Raw genomic sequence first — 17,962 nt, 5'->3', positions numbered from 1 at the left:
CTCGGGCAGACGAGGGGAAAAAACGTGCTTTATCCGGTATCCTCAATGGCTATGGAACAAAATCATCTCTCCGACACCCGCTTTGAATCCCTCAACCTGCACGAGTCGCTGCTGACCGGCCTGAAAGAGGCCGGCTTCGAGCACTGCACGCCGATTCAGGCCGAAGCCCTACCCATCGCGCTAAAAGGCGGCGATGTGGCCGGCCAGGCAAAGACCGGCACAGGCAAATCGGCCGCCTTCCTGCTGGCCTGCATGCATCGGCTGATGACCACGCCGGTCGCCGAGGATAAAACCGGGCCCTGGGCGATCATCCTCGCTCCCACCCGGGAGCTCGCACTGCAGATCCACAAGGACGCGGAGCGCCTCGGCTGGTTCACCGGCATGGATTTCGCCTGCATCTATGGCGGCACCGGCTATGAAAGTCAGCGCAAGGCCCTCGAGCGTGGCACGGATATCCTCATCGGCACGCCCGGGCGGATTATCGATTTCTACAAGCAAGGCGTCTTCAGCCTCGACAACATCGAGGTCTGCATTCTTGATGAGGCAGACCGAATGTTCGACATGGGCTTTATCGCCGATATCCGCTATCTGCTGCGCCGCATGCCGCCGCCAGAGAAGCGGTTGAACATGCTCTTCTCGGCCACGCTATCGGAACGGGTCCGCGAGCTCGCCTACGAGCACATGAACGAGCCCGAATCCATCAAGATCGAGTCGGAAACCATCACCGCCGACCGTGTGCGCCAGACGCTCTATCATGTGGAGAACACCGAGAAAATCGGCCTCCTGCTCGGTGTTCTACAACAGCAGGATCCCACCCGAACCCTGATTTTCGTCAATACCAAACGCGATGCAGATCGCGTCACCGGCTATCTGATGGGCAATGACATCAAGGCAGCCGTCATCTCGGGCGATATCCCACAGAACAAACGCGAGCAATTGCTCGGCAAGTTCCAGTCCGGTGATCTGCCCATCCTGGTCGCGACCGATGTCGCCGCACGGGGGCTGCACATTCCGGAAGTCAGCCATGTCATTAACTATGACCTGCCCCAGGATGCGGAGGATTACGTCCATCGCATTGGCCGCACAGCCCGGGCCGGAGCGGCCGGAGAAGCGATCAGCTTCGCCTGCGAGAGCTACGTCTACTCGTTGCCGGACATCGAGAAGTACATTGACCAGAAAATACCCTCGGAGATGGCGCCACCGGACCTGATCGCCACTGACATCAAAGCCCCGGCACGGATGGACAATCGCCGCAGCACGGGGGGGAATCGGCGCGGCAGCGGGGGCGGAAACAACCGACGCCCGAGTTCGTCCAGTCAGTCGTAGTCGAACGTATAGAAAATATCGAGCGCACTTTCAGTGCCACTGATCGCCTCCAGGTAAAACTGCTGACTGAGGTAGTAGCGCAGACTCAGCGTGTCGTCCGGTTCGAATACGCCCACGCCATAGCGCACGAGCAGGTTGGGGGCGATGTATCCACTCACCGCGACCTGCGCTTGTTCACCCTCACCGCCCGCCTCCAGCTGAAAGCCTTCAATGCCCAGCTCGTCGGCCAAGGCCTGGCCTGCGCTCTCACCCCCCAGCACGCCCAGCGACAACGCTGCTTGCCCCAGCAGGGCCGTCTCACTTGGCGATTCCTCACCAGGCGGTCGGCCAGTGAGCAGGTAGGCCAGAATGTCCACCTGCTCCATCGGTGGCGTCGAAAACAGCGTTATACCTGGACTCCGCGCCGAGCCATCAACGCGGACACCCGCCATCATCTGCTCGCCCTCACGGACCGCCTCGATGTCGAGCCGTGGGTCGCTCAGGGGACCCGAGAAGATGATACGCCCGCGGCGTACCCGCAGATCTTGCCCATAGGCCTGGTAACGGGCGTCAACCAGTTCAATCACCCCCTCACCCTCAACCGTTTCGCCACCGAGCTGTTGCAGGCGCACCTCGCCGTTGAGCCCGCCAGCGGCGCCGAAGCCCTCGAACCGCACATCATCGCCAAGGACCACACGGATTTCGCTCTCCAGCGATCGCGCGCCCATCCCAGCGGCTTCCGCACGAGCCTGCTGCTCACCCACGCCGCCCACGCGCACGGCATCACCCGACACCCGCGTCGCATTTGGGGAGCCCCCCACCAGGCGCAAACGCCCGTAAGGCACATCCACCTCGCCAGACAGCCGGATCACCTCAGGCTCGAGGGCCAGGCGAAGTGATGGATCAACCTGCAAGGCCACCGAGGGCCCCTGCTCAATCTCCAAGCCCTCGCCCACCAAATTGATGGCCCCTTCAGCCTGGCCTGTCGACCAATCGATATCACCGCTCACCGTGGCCTGACCCTCGCCAGCGACAAAGCGGCCATCAATCACAGCCCGACGTCCCTCAATCACCGCCTCCAGGTCAATGGACTCCAACGGCGTGGAAATGGCGGCCGGTCGCAACCGCCCATCACGCAGGGCGATCCGGCCCTGGAAGGCAGGCGAACCCAGCGCCCCGGTTAACTCGCCGTTGGCGCGGAGCGCACCCGCCACACCCCGGACTTGCGGCAGCAGCCCGGCCAGCGGTGTCAACGGGAGGGCATCCAGCCAGACCGTTCCATTGACGGACGTTGCCTCGGCATTCTCCATGGCCACGGTCGGGTCAAACGACACGCTGAATCCGCCGCGACCGAGGTCATCCGCCGCAATCCCGACACGCAAGGTGGCCGATGCCGGGCGTAGATCGGCGTCCACCACCACACGGTCGTAATCAAGGGCCAGTGGCTCAGCACCGGCTGGCTGTGGCAGCCGGACTTGGCTGTTTTCGGTGACCAGGGTCAAACGCGCTTCTGGCGGCTGGCCCGCCCGCCAGTCAAGATCTGCGGTTCCACTGACTTCACCCGGTAGTCCCAGGTCTGCGGGCAGCCACCGTTCCACAACCACCAGGTCGACGGCCTCTGAGGCCAGCCGAAGCTGAGCCTCACTTGGGCTCGCCGTGAGGCGCTCAGCACACACACGGTATGCCTCACGGGCCCAGCAATGTCCTGCAAGCTGCACGGAGCGCTCAGCCGGGTCGAGCTCGAGGGCTGGCTGATCCTCCAGCCGCCAGCGGCCATCCGGCAGCTTGGCCGTTGCCCCGAGCACATGGCCCTGCCATTGCCAGCTATCCGGGGCGATGCCTCCCTCCAGCTGGACCTCGACAGGCACCGGTCCGCCAGCCAGCGCCAGAGTGAACTGATGCGCTGAGGGCTTACCCTCCAACGACGCCTCAAGTTGACCGAGGGCCTGGTCTTCGTACTGCAATCCGTCAACGGCCAGGGTGAGGTCCCCGCCTGCCTCGGCATCCCAGAAACCCGCCAGCGAACCAGTCGTCAGCGCGCTGCCCGCGTACCGGACATCGCGTGCAAGCAGGTCCGCACGTATGCGCGGCGCGTGCACATCACCCGATACATCCATCGTGCCGCTTAGCGCGCCCTCGAGCCCTGGCCAGAAGACCGCCAGGTCAGGTGCCTGAAGATCAGCGGCCACCGTCAGTGACTCCCCAAGGCGGGCGTCTGCTTTTAGCCTGCCGCCCTCTGCTCGGGCCTCAGCCTCGACCACAAGCGGTTGCTCCAGCAAAGCGAGCGACAGCGAGAGATCCACCGGCCCGGTTTCCAGACCGCGCAGGGTGCCCTCCACATCCAGTGCGCCAGCACGGCCGCTGAGCTCAGCGCTTGCCGTCAAAACCCGTCCTTCGGTCAGATGGGCGCTGGGCTCAGCATGCAGGCTTGCCGCAAGCGGCCAGTCATCTTTGAGCAGGAACTCGCCTTCGGCGCTGGCTTGACCCGCCGGGCCGGCAACCGAGAGCGACTCAATCGCCAGTGTCGCGTCCCGCAGACTAAAGCGCGCATCGAGGTGGTCGTAGACGAATTGCCGCCCCGCTGTTCGCAGCACACCCGCCTCGATCGAGAGCGACTGGACATCCACATCGAGGGGCAACCCCAGCCCGCGCGCCGGCGGCGCCGTCGTTATTGTCCCCTCAGGCTGACGGCTGGCAGCTCGCCGATCCACGACCAGGTCCTCAAGGACCAACCGCTCAACACAGAACGTCCACCGCCGCAGGCAGCTCGGCTGCCAGTCCAGCGCCAGTTCGCTGACCGAGTAGGTTCCCTGCGCATCAGTCCATTGCAGATCCGTCAGCTCAAGCTGATCAATCACGCTGCCAGAGACCGATCCTACGGATAGCGCCGGCACGGCGTCATCGGCCTGACCTGCAAGCCAGCGCGCACCCGGCTCGGTACTGACCAGCCAGGCCAGCGCCACGGCAAGCGCGATCAGCAAAGAGAGTGTTAGCCAGATCAGCCCACGCATCAGAACGGCGGCCCGACCGACAGGTGTAATCGGACCGGGATGTCATCGCGGCTCACGCCCCAGGCAATGTCGACTCGCAGTGGACCGACCGGCGAGCCCCAGCGCAGACCAAAGCCCGTGCCGACTTCAGGATCCAGTTCATCCGGGCCATCAAACGCATTACCCGCATCCGCAAACAGTGCTAAGCGCCAGTTGCCACGCACGGCATAACTATATTCCGCACTCCCGGTCGCCAGGTAGCGCCCCCCGGTGACCTCACCGCCCGCATCAGTCGGGCCAAGGCTGCGGTAACTGAATCCGCGGACACTCTGGTCTCCACCGGCGAAGAAACGCAGCGAGGTCGGAACGTCATCAAAATCGTTGGTGGCAATACCCCCCAGATCCGCCCGGAGCTGAAACCGATGCGCACGCCCGATGCTGCGCAGCCAGGTATTACCCAGACGCAACCGCGCGATATCGACATCGGACCCCAGCGCGCGCGCGCTGCCCTCAATAGAATAGTGCTGATAATCGCCACGGAAGGGATCGATGCCCCCGCGCGAGCGGGTGCGGGAGAATGACAGCCCTGGCATGAGCAACGCGCTGCGCCCGCTGTCCTCACCCGCCGAAAAACGCTCATCGAGATACCGGACTGACTGCGTCCGGACCCACCCCGAGGTGAATTCCTGTCGCCGACTCAGGCCGAAGGCGTATCGCTCACTCGCCTGGTCGTCGACCTCTTCATTATCCCAGCCCGCGTTCACGGAGAGATTGTCATTGAGTGGATCGCCCAGCGGTATTCGATAGCGGGCATTAACGCCCTGATTGACCGGGGAGGCGCGTACCTCGCTGGTCAACGAATGCCCACGATTGTTGACGTAATGGCGAGTAAATCCCAGGCGGACTCGCGGACCCTCATCCGTTGAGTAACCAAGGCCCGTCGAGACGGTATTGCGATCCCGCATCCCCACATTGGCCTCGACAGGAATCCTCTTTCCCTCAGCGGCTTCACGCCGTGTATCCACCACCGCGTCATCAAAATAGCCGCTCTCGAGCAGTCGCCGGTTAAGCTCCGCGACCCGCTCGGCGCTGTACGGCGCACCGGGCGCAAACGGCACCAGGCGTTGGAGAAACGACGCACGCAGCGGGACGCTTGAAAAGCCGACCTCCCCCAGCATGTAGCGATCGCCACTATCGAGCTCTAGCGTGACATCGGCCCACCCTTCATCGACATCAATTGCCAGTTCCGCCTGACTAAAGCGATAGTCGAAATACCCCCGCTCGATGGCGAGATTGCGCAGCGCGCGTTTACTCGATTGATAATCTCCGTGGTCGAGCCCCTGGCCGGACTCAAGCGGCAAGCGCTCACGAAGCGCCGCGAATGCTTCATCATCGGCCGCGTCCCCGCTGATCCGAATTGCGACTGCCCTTACCGTGATCCGAGGGCCCGGTTCAATATCGGCCGACAGGACCCAATCGCCCTGCACCGGCTCAAGTTCAAGCGCAATGGCCGCCTGGTAGTAACCGAGCGCTTCGAGGGCCTCCTGCACCTGGCGGCGAGTCCGATCCTGGTAGAAACGCGCCGCCAGCTCGGAGTCCAGATCAACATCCGCGTCGATGAACGCCAGCACATTATCGCGCACCTCGCCCTCAACGCCGTTGACGCTCACCCGCACGCTAGCGTCAGTGCGTGTTGAGGCCATCAACAACGCGAGGCCCAGGCAAACCAGCCAGGGCGTCAGTCTTGAGGCCGCGGTCAAGTCAGGATCACCCCCTAAAGCCGAGGCGGGGGCCCGCCGGCCTTTTCCGTTGCCGCTTGGCAAGTCAGACAACGGGCCGCCGAGGGGTAAGCCTCCAGGCGCTCGAAGGGAATGGGCTCACCACAGTCCACGCAGATCCCATAACCCCCCTGATGCCAGGCCCGTTGCGCCGCCTCATTCGCTCGAAGCTGCTGCACATGACGGTCAATATCGGCGTACTCAATGTCCGCCAGCAAATCGACCACCGATTCATCGCCAGGATCGCGAACCTGGTCCGCCAGATCTTCCGCCCGATGCAGATCAGCCGCCAGTACCTCGCTGCGAATGGCCTCACGGAGATCTTCAGATTCTGTCTCGAGCGCTCGGCGCAGTGTCTCGCGCTGCTCGGTGGTGAGGGGGTCAGTCATCTCATTCTCCTTCTTTGTCAGGTCTTCGCGCTCTGACCCGTTTCACCCCCATGATATCCTTCTGGCCATGAGTGAACACGAGACCAGCGGCGAGGAGCACCGGCTCCGCCTGCGCCACCTCCGGCTCTCCGACCACCCGGATGTTAAGCACATCATGGATCAGGTCTATCCCGATCTGGGCGGCGCCTGGACCCGCAAGCAGTTCAGTGCGCAGATCAACCGCTTCCCGGAAGGCCAAATCTGCATTGAAGACAACGGCCGGGTCGTGGCGGGCGCCATCTCGATGATTGTGGATTACGACCGCTTCGGGGATCGTCACAAATACAACGAGATCACCAGCAACGGCTTTTTAACCCATCATGATCCCAACGGGGATGTGCTCTACGGCGTCGACATTTTCGTCGACCCAGAGTATCGCGGCATGCGGCTGGGCCGGCGACTCTACGACGCCCGCAAAGAGCTCTGCCGCAGCTTGAGCCTGCGCGCCATCGTTGCCGGGGGGCGGATGCCGGGCTACCAGGAGCACGCCGCAGAGATGAAGCCCGAGGAGTACATCGATCTGGTCAAGCGCCGCGAGCTCTACGACCCGATCCTCTCCTTTCAGCTCGCCAATGATTTCCACGTCCGCCGCGTCATCACGGCCTACTTGCCCGAGGACGAGGAGTCCATGGCGTATGCCACGCTCCTGCAATGGGACAATATTTTCTACGAAAGCGCCCGTACGCCGCTCATCGGCGGACGTAAGTCCACGGTTCGAGTCGGCACGGTGCAATGGCAGATGCGCCGCGTAACGAACTTCGAAGACTTGATGAGCAACATCGAGTTCTTTGTCGATGCCATGGCGGGCTACAACTGCGACTTCATCCTGTTCCCTGAGCTGTTCAACGCGCCATTGCTCGCCCAGTTCAATCAGGAAGACCCGGCCGAAGCGATGCGCGGGCTCGCCCAGTACACCGGTGAAATTACCGATGCGATGAGCCGCATGGCCGTGAGCTACAACATCAATATCATCGCCGGCTCCATGCCGGTGTATGACGACAACGTCCTCTATAACGTGGCCTATCTCTGCCGGCGCGATGGCACCGTCGATCAACACTACAAGCTCCACGCCACCCCGGATGAGCGTTTCTACTGGGGCGTACAAGGGGGTGATCAGCTCAAGGCCTTTGACACCGATGTTGGGAAAATCGGCATCCTCGTGTGCTACGACGTGGAATTCCCGGAGGCCTGCCGGCTACTGGCGGATCAAGGCATGCAGATTCTATTCGTGCCGTTCTGGACCGACACCAAAAACGCCTACCTACGGGTCCGGCGCTGCGCCCAGGCCCGGGCAATTGAGAACGAGTGCTACGTCGCCATCACCGGCAGCGTGGGCAACCTGCCGCGTGTCGAAAATATCGAAATTCAGTATGCCCAGGCGGCGGTGTTCTCACCGTCGGATTTCGCCTTCCCCCACGACGGGATTGTCTCGGAGTCCACGCCCAACACCGAGATGACCCTGGTCGTGGACCTGGATATGGACAAGTTAAAGCAACTGCGTGCCGAGGGCTCGGTCCAGAACGCCAAAGACCGGCGTCTGGATCTCTACCGCGTCCAGTGGCTCGACGACTAGAATTTCTGCTGCGCGAGCCAGGGCTGCATGCGCGCGAACGCCTCTTCAATATTTTCCATGGAATTGGAGAAACTGATACGAATCGCATTGCGGCAGGTATCCCCAAAGGCATCACCCGGAATCACGCACACCCCGGTCTCCGCGAGCATCCGCAATGACAGGTCAGTGGCATCCGTGCGCGGTGGCAGTGAGGGGAAGATATAGAACGCCCCCTGTGGCACATACCCCGTCAGATGGGGCGTCTCGCTCACCATCTCCACAATTCGATCACGCCGGCGCCGATACTCGGCATTCATCTCGTCCACGCAGGCCATGTCCCCCTGCAAGGCCGCTACGCCCGCCCACTGCGCTGGCGTGCTTGCCACGGTGGTGGTGAACATGTGGTAGCGCCGCAGCTTTTTAATGGCCCCCTGGCTGGAGATCATCCACCCAATCCGAAAGCCCGCCATGCTGAACGTCTTCGAGAAGCTCGAGATCGACATCACGTGATCCAGATCCGAGGTGCAGTTAATGACACTCGGGAACTCCATGCCCTCCTCAAGGAGGATGTGATCGTAGACTTCGTCAGCGAACACATAGACGCCTCGGTAAGCTGCCTCCTGGACAATGGCCTCGATCGTCTCCCGCGGATAGACGGCCCCACTGGGATTGCTCGGTGAATTGAGCACGATCGCGAAGGTCCGCATGCCAATGGCATCGATCACCTCCTGCGGGTCGATCTGATGGCCATGCTCCGGCCGCGTCGGGATGACCTTCACCTCGCCGCCATTCATTCGGATGAGCGGCGCATACAGCAAGAATGTGGGGTCAGTGACGATGAACTGCCGGCCCGGCGCCGCCGTGGCCGTCAGCGCAAGGTACATCGCCTCGGTGGCTCCCGTGGTGACCAGGAAGTTGTCTTCGGTGAGCTCGCGGTCATAGCGCTTGCTGTAATAGCGCGCAAGCTCGGAGAGCAGCTCCGGCAGCCCCGCATCCATCGTGTAGCCGGTCTTGCCCTCACGCAGCGCGTCGATGTGTGCCTCGACGATATGCGGGGGCGTTGGGAAGTCCGGTTGGCCGATCGACAGATGGATCACGTCATCCATGCCGGCTGCCGTGTTAATCATCCGCCGGATGCCGGGCATCGGAATCGCCTGAAGGGAAGGACTGAACAGCGGTGCCTCAGCCTGATCGCCCTGCTCCATCTCCACCGGATTGACCATGCGTTTCGCCCCTTTGCGCCGCGATGAAAAGAACTGCTGCGTAACACCGCGAAGCTAGCCCTCGGAAGAAAACCGGTCAACCCCCTTGAGAGCCCATTCTGGCGCAGTTGACGGGGTATGGCAGGGGTGGGTACCGTCCGCTCCATTATCAGCGACTCTCTGGGACGCTCAGTCATGGCCGAACAACCGCCAAAAATCGTCATTCTGACGGCCCCTGGCGAAGGACTGCCGGATGGCCTCGAGGCCCTATCCGGCGAGGCAGAACTGCTCGTTGCCGAGAATGGCGCCCAGCTTCGGGCGGCGCTGCCCGGGGCGCAGGTTCTTTGCGTAACCGACTTCCGCACCAACGCGATTTCAGAGGCGTGGTCTGCGGCGGACAGCCTGCAGTGGATTCACGCGACGAGTGCCGGGGTCGATGCCCTGCTAACAGCCGAGGTGCGCGAGAGTTCAATCCCAGTAACGAATGCCCGGGGTATTTTCGACCGCTGCATTGCCGAGTACGTGCTGGGGCAAATCATCGCCTTTTGTAAGGACTTCGCCGAGAACCAGCGTTTGCAGCAGCGCCATGAATGGCACCACCGGGAGACCGAACCCGTGACTGGACGCACGGTACTGGTTGTGGGGGCGGGGTCGATTGGCCGACAGATTGCTCAGATCTGTGGCGCCATGGGTATGGCGGTAGATGGTATCGGCCGCGGTGCTCGACCTGGAGATAACGACTTCGGCGCCATCTATGCCCAGGCCGATCTGATCTCGGTACTTTCCGACTACGACTTCGTTGTGATTGCCGCCCCGCTGACGCCGGACACCGAGGGCTTGTTCGGGGCCGCTGAATTCCAGGCCATGGCCAGCAGCGCGCGTCTGATTAACATTGGCCGTGGCCCGATCGTGCGCACGGCCGATCTGGTGTCAGCGCTGCAGGACGGCGAGATCGACGGTGCCGCGCTGGATGTCTTTGAGCAGGAGCCCCTGCCGGCCCAACACCCCCTTTGGGACCTGCCCAATGTTGCGATTTCTGCGCATATGGCTGGCGACTTCATTGGCTGGAAGCGGGCCTTGTCCGAGCAGTTCATCACCAATTATCGGCGCTGGGCGGCTGGTGACGCGCTCAACAACCTGGTGGACAAGACGCATGGGTTTGTCCCCTCAACAACGAATCGATAGCGAGGCTTGAAATGATCGAATCTCCACTGCTCCCCGCCCTGGGCGGTTACATCAATGGTCAGTGGGTCATGGCCGACAGTGGCAAAACGCTGCCAGTCACCAACCCGGTGGACAACGGTCATCTTGCTGACGTCGCTTCAATGGGCGGCGCTGAGACCGAGCGCGCCATCGCCGCAGCGGAGGCGGCCTTTGAACAACCCGCTGACCTGGACCAGCGCCGCCACTGGCTGGAAGCCATTGCCGACGCCCTGACGACCCATCGTGAGGAAATTGGCCGCATCCTGTGCATGGAGCATGGCAAGCCACTGGCTGAGGCGACGGGCGAGGCTGACTATGCCGCCGGCTTTTTCCGCTACGCGGCCAAAAACGTTCATGCCCTTGCACCGCGCACCCTTGAAGAGCATCCGCGGGACTGCACCTGGACCGTGCATCATCGCCCGGCAGGCGTCGTGGGATTGGTCACACCGTGGAACTTCCCGATCGGCATGATCGCCAAGAAACTGTCTGCCGCCATCGCGGCAGACTGCCCCAGTGTGATCAAACCGTCTTCCAAAACGCCATTGACCATGATCGCGCTGTTCGCCCTGCTTGACCGCGAAGTCGGGCTGCCGGCCGGCAAAGTCAACCTGGTCATGGGCTCATCTGCGCCCATCAGCCAGGCCCTGTTCGACGCGCCGAGCGTGCGGGTCATCAGCTTTACGGGCTCAACAGAAATCGGTCGAGAGCTGATCCGCCAAGCCGCACCCGGCATCAAGCGCCTGACCCTGGAGCTGGGCGGTAACGCGCCTTACATCATCTTTGATGACGCGGACCTGGACCATGCCGCTGATCAGCTCATGATCAATAAATTCCGCGGTGGCGGCCAGACCTGCGTGTGCGCCAACCGAATCTTTGTGCAGGCAGGCGTTGCCGAGGCGTTTGCAGAAAAGCTCGCCGAACGCGTCAACGGGCTGGTCGTCGGCGATGGCATGAAGCCAGGCACCCAGCTCGGTCCACTCATTGATGAGAACGCGGTCGCCAAAGTCACCCGCCATGTGGACGATGCTGTTGCCAGGGGCGCTCGCGAGATGGCGCGCGCGGATGCAGAAGGCCTGCCCGGTACCTTCTACCCCCCGACCGTCCTGCTGGATGTGCCTTCGGATGCCGCTTGCTATCGGGAGGAAACATTCGGGCCACTCGTGCCGCTGATCACCTTCGCTGATGAGCCGGAGGTCGTGCGCATGGCCAACGACACCGATTTTGGCCTGGCCTCCTATGTGTTCACTGCAGACCAAGGACGTGGCCAGCGCGTGATCGAGCGCCTGCGCTTTGGGCATGCCGCACTGAACACAGGGACGGGGCCGACCCCCGAAGCGCCTTTCGGGGGCATGAAGCAGTCCGGCTACGGCCGTGAGGGCGGCCTTGAAGGGCTTTTTGAATTTACCGAGGCGCAGACCGTGCCGGTGGGCTAGCGAACGCCACGGGTCGTACCAGCAATATGGCAGCGACCAGGTAGGCGATCATGAGCCAGGCGAGCGACTGGACGGTTAATCCCGCATCCAGTAAAAGGCCAATCAGGACCGGGCCCGCCGCTGTCCCGAGCACCATGGCGCCATGCGCCATGGCGCGGATGCCACCCAAGTGTCGGAGGCCATAGAGTTCTGGCCACAAAGCGCCCATGAGTGTACCGGCGGTGCCAATGGACAGGCCCGCCAGCCCCAGATAAAGCGGCGCAGCCAAAGCACCGGGCACAAACCCCATGACGCCGATCCCCAGCAATAGCGGTAGTAGATAAAAGGCCAGTAATCGGCGCGCGCCCAACCGGTCGACCACCGGGCCGCTGAGCAGTAAAGATAAGACGTGCGTGGTGGCATAAGCGGTAAAGGCCGCTGATACCAGTGTCAGACTCCAGCCTTTCGCCTCAGCAATCGGCACCTGGTGAAAAAACAATGCGGTGATTAGAATCGGTGGGCCAAGCAGCGCTGGCAAAATGCGGTAAAAGCGTCCATCCAGCAGTACTTCGCTCCGGGTCCAGTCACGACCCACGCTCGCCGGCCCAGGCGGCGTTTCGCTCGTCATCGGGGCTGACTCCGCCTTGCGCATCGCGACTCGTGTCTCGATACGCAACAGCATCAGGACCAGCGGTAGCGCTACGGCGACCAGCAGCAAGGCCAGCAGAAACCAGCTCCCGCGCCAGCCCAGCGCCGCAATCAACGCCACCACGCTCATGGGCAGAATCGCTTCGGCAACCGGAAAACCGAGGGTCACCAGGCTCATCGCGGTTCCCCGCCGGTGTTGGACACGTCGGCCCACCGTGGTCTGGGCCACATGCGTCATAAGCCCCTGGCCACAGAGCCGCAACAGCAAGAAGGCCGGCACCAGGACCCACGCAGCCGGTGTTAGTGCCAGCAGCAGGCCGCCCAGTGCGGCACCCAGGATCACCGCAGCGGTGAAGCGATCCAGGCGCAAGCGATCGACACCCCGACCGAGAAAGATGACGAGCAGTCCGCTCATTAACGTCGCAAAGGAGTAAAGCCCTCCGAATTCGGCATTACTCAAATCGAAAGTCGCCCGCAACTCGCCGCCATAGAGCGAGATCAAAAAGGTCTGACCATGCCCTGAGAGGAACACCATCACAAAGCCGAATATCAGTAGATATCGGTGAGCGCCGAGCCCCCGAAGCGCTGGAATCATTGGCAACCCCAGAAGAAAAGGCCCGGGCAAAAGCCCGGGCCTAAGTGCGTGCGCGACATTGCGCCGCCCATCTAGCCGGTGCTGCGCATCCGTGTTTCCTGAGTCCCGCCGCCCGTCTGCACGAGGGCCTCCTCAAAGCGATCCACCGCCCAGTCGATCTCCTCGGCGGTAACAATCAGCGGTGGAATCCAGCGCACCACGTTACCGCCCCAAGGACCACAGCGAATCATCAGCAGCCCGAGGTGCTCGCAGGCCTTGAGCATCTTCGCGCCCCGATCCCCGTCCGGCTTGCCGTGCTCGTCCACCAAATGGGTGCCGATCATCAGGCCTTTACCGGTGATATTGCCGATTTCCGGATGGCGGGACTGCACGTCCTCAAGCCGGGCCCGAAGCTGGGCACCCCGCTCGGCGGCGTTTTCGACCAGCTTTTCATCCCGCATCACATCCAGCGTGGCCAACCCGGCCGCACATGCCACGGCATTGCCCCCGTAGGTGCCACCCTGAGAGCCCGGCAACGCCTTGCTCATCAGCGAGGCTGGCGCGGCCATGAACGAGAGCTGGAAACCACTCGCCACGCCTTTGGCGGACACGACCACATCCGGCTCGACACCGAAGTGCTCATAACCCCACTGCAGTCCCGAGCGACCGTTGCCCGACTGGACCTCATCCATGATCAGCAGAATTCCATGCTTATTGCACCGCTCCTGAAGGCCCTGCATAAACTTGGTGTTTGCCGGGATATAGCCCGCTTCACCCTGGATTGGCTCAATCAGCATGGCCGCGGTTTCCATCGGCACGCTCTGAACCTGAAGGATGTAATCGAGCTCCCGCAGGCAGAACTCCGCTGCGTCGTCTTCGCTCATCCCGTACCAGTTGGTGTCCGGGAATGGCGCAGTGACCACGCCACCCATCAGCGGCTGAACGCCCTGGCGCACGGCAGCGCTGGAGCTGGTGGTGGCGAGCGAGCCCATGGTCCGGCCATGGAAGCAGCCCCGGAAGGCGATGATGTTGGGCTTGCCGGTGGCCTGACGGGCCAGTCGGATCGACGCCTCAACGGCCTCCGTTCCGGCGTTCGAGAAGAACACGCTGTCGATGGCATCGGGAAGCAGCTCAACCAACCGGTCCGAGAGCTCAAGGATCGGCTGGTGTTTCATGATCGCGTACTGCGCATGGACCACACGATCGATCTGCGCCTTGGCCGCTTCAACGACCCGGGGGTGGCAATGGCCGGTGCTCAGCACGCCGATCCCCGAGGCGAAGTCCATGTACTTGCCGCCGTCCTCAGCGTAGACGTACATGCCTTGCGCGCGCTCGACCAGAATGTCGCTGGACTGGCGCAGCAGCGGCGAGAGGTGATGGACGTTATCGCTCATGACATAGCCTCCTGGCTAAAGAATTCCCCACCTAGGATACGTGATCCCATTCGGCATTTCTTCCCATCGGGGCAATTCACTTGAATGCCCGGGTACTGGTTCTGACAACCATCTCAGCGGTGCTATCCTGATGCAACTGTTGCATCGGGACGAGGATGAAAAAATGGCAATGCAGAGCAACGAGCCGGTGGTTTTCGAGCGCGACTGCGAAGCAGCGCTCATCCCGGCCGGCGACACGGGGACGATTCCGCAGGGCGCCGAAGGCATGATCACTCAGGCCCTTGGCGGCAGCTACACGGTCTACATCCAGGGCAATCTCTTTCGCATTGATGGCAAGGATGCGGATGCAATTGGCAAAGAACCCGAACCGACGCCCGAGCTGCCTGACAACGCTTCCGCGGCGGACGTCGAGCAGCTGGTCTGGGATCAGATGCGGCGCTGCTTTGACCCGGAAATTCCCATTAATGTCGTTGAGCTAGGGCTTGTCTACCGGTGTGACATCACCCTGAAAGACGATGGCTCACGGTCGATCGAGATCGATATGACACTCACGGCGCCAGGCTGCGGCATGGGGGATATTCTCGCCTACGACGTACGGGAGAAGGTCAAAATGGTCCCGACGGTGGAAGACGTGAAAGTGGAAATCGTCTTCGATCCGCCCTGGGGCATTGAGATGATGTCGGAAGCCGCAAAACTCCAGACCGGGATGATGTAGCCACTGGGTGGGTTCGCGCGGTTATTAGCGAAGCGCAGCAGGCCCCTCGCAGGGTGCTTCGTCTTCGGACTGGCCCGCCAACGCCCGCAGGGCAGGCAGATCAAGCAGGGAAATCTCCCGGCCCTCGGCTTTGAGCCAACCCTGATCGGAAAACCGCCGAAACAGCCGACTCATGGTCTCGGGGGCCAACCCCAGATAGTTACCCAACTCACTGCGGGCCATTGAAAGCCGGAATCGAGTCGGCGATAGACCGCGGCGCTCAAAACGGTTGGAAAAACTCAACAACAGCATCGCCAGCCGCTCTTCAGCGCTACGCCGAGCCATGGCAAAAAGCATCTGCTGGTCGGCAAAAATCTCGCGAGACATTAGCCGCAGGAGCTGGCGCTGGAGTCCGGGTATATGCCCCGCCAGGTTCTCAAGCTGCTCGAAGGGCAAAACGCACACACTCGTGGTCTCGAGCGCCCGAGCCGAGCAGGGATGCTCCCAGCTATTGATCGCATCCAGACCGACGAGCTCCCCGGGCAGGTGAAAACCGGTCACCTGCTCTTCACCCTCTTCGGTGGAGGTATAGGTTTTTAACGACCCAGAGCGCACGGCGTAAATCGCGGAAAAACGCTCACCGAACCGATACAAGTGCGCACCTCGTTCCAGCGGCCGCCGACGCTCGACAATCTCATCAAGCTGACGAATATCGGCTTCGTTCAGCGACATCGGGAGGCACAGCTGATTCAGACCACAGTGCGAACACGCCTGCTGCAGTTTGCCGATCTGAACGCCGCCGGTTGTCATTGGGTCCCCCACTCATTTGCTCAATTCAAATTACCACGAGCCGGGCAGATGACTCCACTGACACTCAGCGCTCGAAGTGACGATAACCGGTGTGGGCACCCCCCACAGCGACGCCATCCAAAAGGACGCCGTGGCCGTGCCGGACTTGCCCGATGCGTCGCACCGGCGTTCGCGCATTCTGAGCGGCTTGGGCCACCGTGCTGCGGGCTGTCACCGGCGCGGTAAAACACAGCGCATAATCATCGCCTCCACTGCATAACCAGGCCGTGGCCTGCGCCGTGCCGCCGAAGGCCTGAAGGCGTGCAGACGGCCGAAGCGCTGCGCGTGCCAAATCAATGGCGACGCCACTCTGACTCGCAATGTGGCCCGCATCAGCCAGCAAGCCATCAGAGACGTCAATGGCGGCGTGGGCGATACCTTGCAGCGCCTGTCCCAAACACAAACGAGGCACCGGTCGGAGAAAGGCGTCAACCAGCCCAGCCCAGCGAGGCTCGCCTTGCTGGCCCGCCTGCCAGACCGCGAGACCGCCAGCCGCCTCGCCCAGCCGGCCAGAGACCCAGACATCATCGCCGGCACACGCCGTGTCGCGCCGAATAGGCGGTAGGGCGCTCGTGCCGGCGATCTGCACACTCACTGCACGGGGCCCCCGGGTGACATCGCCCCCAACAACCGCGACTTCATGGGTTTGCGCAATGGCGTCGAGCCCTCGCGCAAAGCCCGCAACCCAGTCCTCATCCATGGCGGGCAATGTCAGCCCCACCACAGCCCAACGAGGCTGGCCACCCATCGCAGCAATATCACTCAGATTCACGGCCAAGGCCCGATAACCGACGGCTTCGGCGGGCATGTCGCCCGGGAAGTGAACGTCTTCGATAAGCGTATCGAGCGCCGACAGCAACCAGGGGTCCGCCGGGCTTTGCAGGATGGCCGCGTCATCACCAACGCCCAGTGTGACGTCCGCGCGGGCTGCACCAAGCCCCGTCAAATAGCGACCAATGAGGGTGAACTCCGAGCAGCCCGCCATCCGAGCCCGTCTCCTTAGCGCTTGGGCGCGGCCAGCTCGGCCTTGCGCAGGGGCAATGTCCGGCCCACTCGGTCGAGTACACCGTTAATGTAGCGATGACTCTGTTCGGCGCCGAACTGTTTGGCGAGCTCCACCGCCTGGTCAAGACACACGCGATAGGGCACTTCCAGCCGCTCCTGTAGCTCATAGCTGCCAAGCCGCAGGAGGGCGTGCTCTACCGGGTCCAGCGTCCGGGCAGGCCGATCGAGGAACGGATCAAACAGGGCGTCCATCGCGTCGGCTTGTGCCGTGACGCCAGAGAAAACCTCGGAAAAATACGCCAGGTCCATCCTGCCCAGCCGGTGCTCACCCAGGAATTGCCGCTCGATTTCCTCAGGCGCCTGCCCGGTCATCTGCCATTGGTAAAGTGCCTGGAGTACCCGCCGGCGGGCCCGCGCCCGGGCCCGATTGGCCTCACGGGCATTCACAGCCGACGCAGGAGACTAATCATCTCGAGCAGGGACATAGCGGCCTCACCGCCCTTGTTCCCTGCTTTGGTCCCGGCCCGCTCGATGGCCTGTTCGATGGTATCGGTGGTTAGTACACCAAAGGCAATCGGTAACCCGTGCTGGGTGCTGGCCTGGCCAATGCCCTTGGCACACTCGCCAGCCACATATTCAAAATGCGGTGTACCGCCGCGAATGACGCAACCGAGCGCGACGATGCCGTCATAATCGCCCGTGGCCGCGACCCGGCTCGCCACCAGTGGCAACTCCCAGGCCCCAGGCGCGCGAATCAGAGTAAGGGACTCATCAGCCACGCCATGGCGGCAAAGCGTATCCCGTGCACCGCCCACCAATGAGTCGACGATAAACGCATTAAACCGCGTTGCGATCAGCGCAATACGGACATCGGTGGCGGTAAAATCGCCTTCAAGGGTCTTCATGGTCGGTCCATTTTCCGTTCGTT

15 protein-coding genes are annotated in these 17,962 nt (G+C 62.4%); 5 read left to right on the top strand and 10 right to left on the bottom strand.

The window, feature by feature from the left end; translation table 11 throughout:
* Positions 1-45: 45 nt before the first annotated feature.
* The gene (locus tag SPISAL_RS02445) at positions 46-1,326 is read left to right on the top strand and encodes a DEAD/DEAH box helicase (protein ID WP_245539905.1); all 1,281 of its coding nucleotides are present in this window, start codon (positions 46-48) and stop codon (positions 1,324-1,326) included.
* Here SPISAL_RS02445 and SPISAL_RS02440 read toward each other — a convergent pair.
* From SPISAL_RS02440 to SPISAL_RS02430, 3 genes are read right to left on the bottom strand one after another with little or no spacing between them, the layout of a single operon-like run.
* Positions 1,317-4,316 carry a translocation/assembly module TamB domain-containing protein gene (locus tag SPISAL_RS02440; protein ID WP_016352890.1) on the bottom strand — a complete coding sequence of 1,000 codons (3,000 nt, stop codon included), beginning with the start codon at positions 4,314-4,316 and terminating at the stop codon, positions 1,317-1,319. The genes SPISAL_RS02445 and SPISAL_RS02440 overlap by 10 nt on opposite strands.
* The gene (locus SPISAL_RS02435) at positions 4,316-6,055 is read right to left on the bottom strand and encodes an autotransporter assembly complex protein TamA (RefSeq protein ID WP_016352889.1); all 1,740 of its coding nucleotides are present in this window, start codon (positions 6,053-6,055) and stop codon (positions 4,316-4,318) included. The genes SPISAL_RS02440 and SPISAL_RS02435 overlap by 1 nt, the downstream gene beginning before the upstream one ends.
* Positions 6,056-6,069: 14 nt before the next feature.
* The gene (locus SPISAL_RS02430; RefSeq protein WP_016352888.1) at positions 6,070-6,462 is read right to left on the bottom strand and encodes a TraR/DksA family transcriptional regulator; all 393 of its coding nucleotides are present in this window, start codon (positions 6,460-6,462) and stop codon (positions 6,070-6,072) included.
* A 67-nt stretch (positions 6,463-6,529) separates the two neighbouring features.
* Between SPISAL_RS02430 and SPISAL_RS02425 the strand changes: the two genes are divergently transcribed.
* Complete coding sequence (locus SPISAL_RS02425; protein ID WP_016352887.1) at positions 6,530-8,074, top strand: bifunctional GNAT family N-acetyltransferase/carbon-nitrogen hydrolase family protein; 1,545 nt, start codon at positions 6,530-6,532, stop codon at positions 8,072-8,074.
* Here SPISAL_RS02425 and SPISAL_RS02420 read toward each other — a convergent pair.
* The gene (locus SPISAL_RS02420) at positions 8,071-9,276 is read right to left on the bottom strand and encodes a pyridoxal phosphate-dependent aminotransferase (RefSeq protein ID WP_016352886.1); all 1,206 of its coding nucleotides are present in this window, start codon (positions 9,274-9,276) and stop codon (positions 8,071-8,073) included. The genes SPISAL_RS02425 and SPISAL_RS02420 overlap by 4 nt on opposite strands.
* 174 nt (positions 9,277-9,450) lie before the next feature.
* On the opposite strand from SPISAL_RS02420, the gene SPISAL_RS02415 reads away from it, so the two are divergent.
* Positions 9,451-10,440, top strand: coding sequence for a D-2-hydroxyacid dehydrogenase (locus SPISAL_RS02415; protein ID WP_041389479.1), 990 nt, complete (start codon positions 9,451-9,453; stop codon positions 10,438-10,440).
* An 11-nt stretch (positions 10,441-10,451) separates the two neighbouring features.
* Complete coding sequence (locus SPISAL_RS02410) at positions 10,452-11,891, top strand: NAD-dependent succinate-semialdehyde dehydrogenase (RefSeq protein WP_016352884.1); 1,440 nt, start codon at positions 10,452-10,454, stop codon at positions 11,889-11,891.
* Here the strand turns inward: SPISAL_RS02410 and SPISAL_RS02405 are convergent.
* The gene (locus SPISAL_RS02405) at positions 11,860-13,113 is read right to left on the bottom strand and encodes an MFS transporter (protein ID WP_016352883.1); all 1,254 of its coding nucleotides are present in this window, start codon (positions 13,111-13,113) and stop codon (positions 11,860-11,862) included. The genes SPISAL_RS02410 and SPISAL_RS02405 overlap by 32 nt on opposite strands.
* 71 nt (positions 13,114-13,184) lie before the next feature.
* Positions 13,185-14,486, bottom strand: a complete 1,302-nt coding sequence (locus tag SPISAL_RS02400) for an aspartate aminotransferase family protein (protein WP_016352882.1) — start codon at positions 14,484-14,486, stop codon at positions 13,185-13,187.
* Positions 14,487-14,649: 163 nt separating this feature from the next.
* On the opposite strand from SPISAL_RS02400, the gene sufT reads away from it, so the two are divergent.
* Entirely contained in the window at positions 14,650-15,201 is a 552-nt protein-coding gene (gene sufT / locus SPISAL_RS02395) for a putative Fe-S cluster assembly protein SufT (RefSeq protein ID WP_016352881.1), read from the top strand.
* Between the two features lie 24 nt (positions 15,202-15,225).
* On the opposite strand, the gene fnr is transcribed toward sufT, so the two are convergent.
* The 4 genes from fnr to ribH form a co-directional block, all read right to left on the bottom strand.
* Positions 15,226-15,990 carry a fumarate/nitrate reduction transcriptional regulator Fnr gene (gene fnr / locus SPISAL_RS02390; protein WP_016352880.1) on the bottom strand — a complete coding sequence of 255 codons (765 nt, stop codon included), beginning with the start codon at positions 15,988-15,990 and terminating at the stop codon, positions 15,226-15,228.
* Positions 15,991-16,054: 64 nt separating this feature from the next.
* On the bottom strand, positions 16,055-17,014 hold the full coding sequence (gene thiL, locus SPISAL_RS02385; RefSeq protein WP_016352879.1) for a thiamine-phosphate kinase: 960 nt from the start codon (positions 17,012-17,014) through the stop codon (positions 16,055-16,057).
* A 14-nt stretch (positions 17,015-17,028) separates the two neighbouring features.
* Positions 17,029-17,481, bottom strand: coding sequence for a transcription antitermination factor NusB (gene nusB / locus SPISAL_RS02380; RefSeq protein ID WP_016352878.1), 453 nt, complete (start codon positions 17,479-17,481; stop codon positions 17,029-17,031).
* Positions 17,478-17,939, bottom strand: a complete 462-nt coding sequence (ribH, locus tag SPISAL_RS02375) for a 6,7-dimethyl-8-ribityllumazine synthase (protein WP_016352877.1) — start codon at positions 17,937-17,939, stop codon at positions 17,478-17,480. Before ribH ends, nusB begins: the two co-directional genes overlap by 4 nt.
* Positions 17,940-17,962 lie beyond the last annotated feature (23 nt).

Origin of the sequence: Spiribacter salinus M19-40 (assembly GCF_000319575.2) — a bacterium.
Classification (GTDB): domain Bacteria; phylum Pseudomonadota; class Gammaproteobacteria; order Nitrococcales; family Nitrococcaceae; genus Spiribacter; species Spiribacter salinus.
This window is presented reverse-complemented; position numbering and strand designations above follow the sequence as displayed.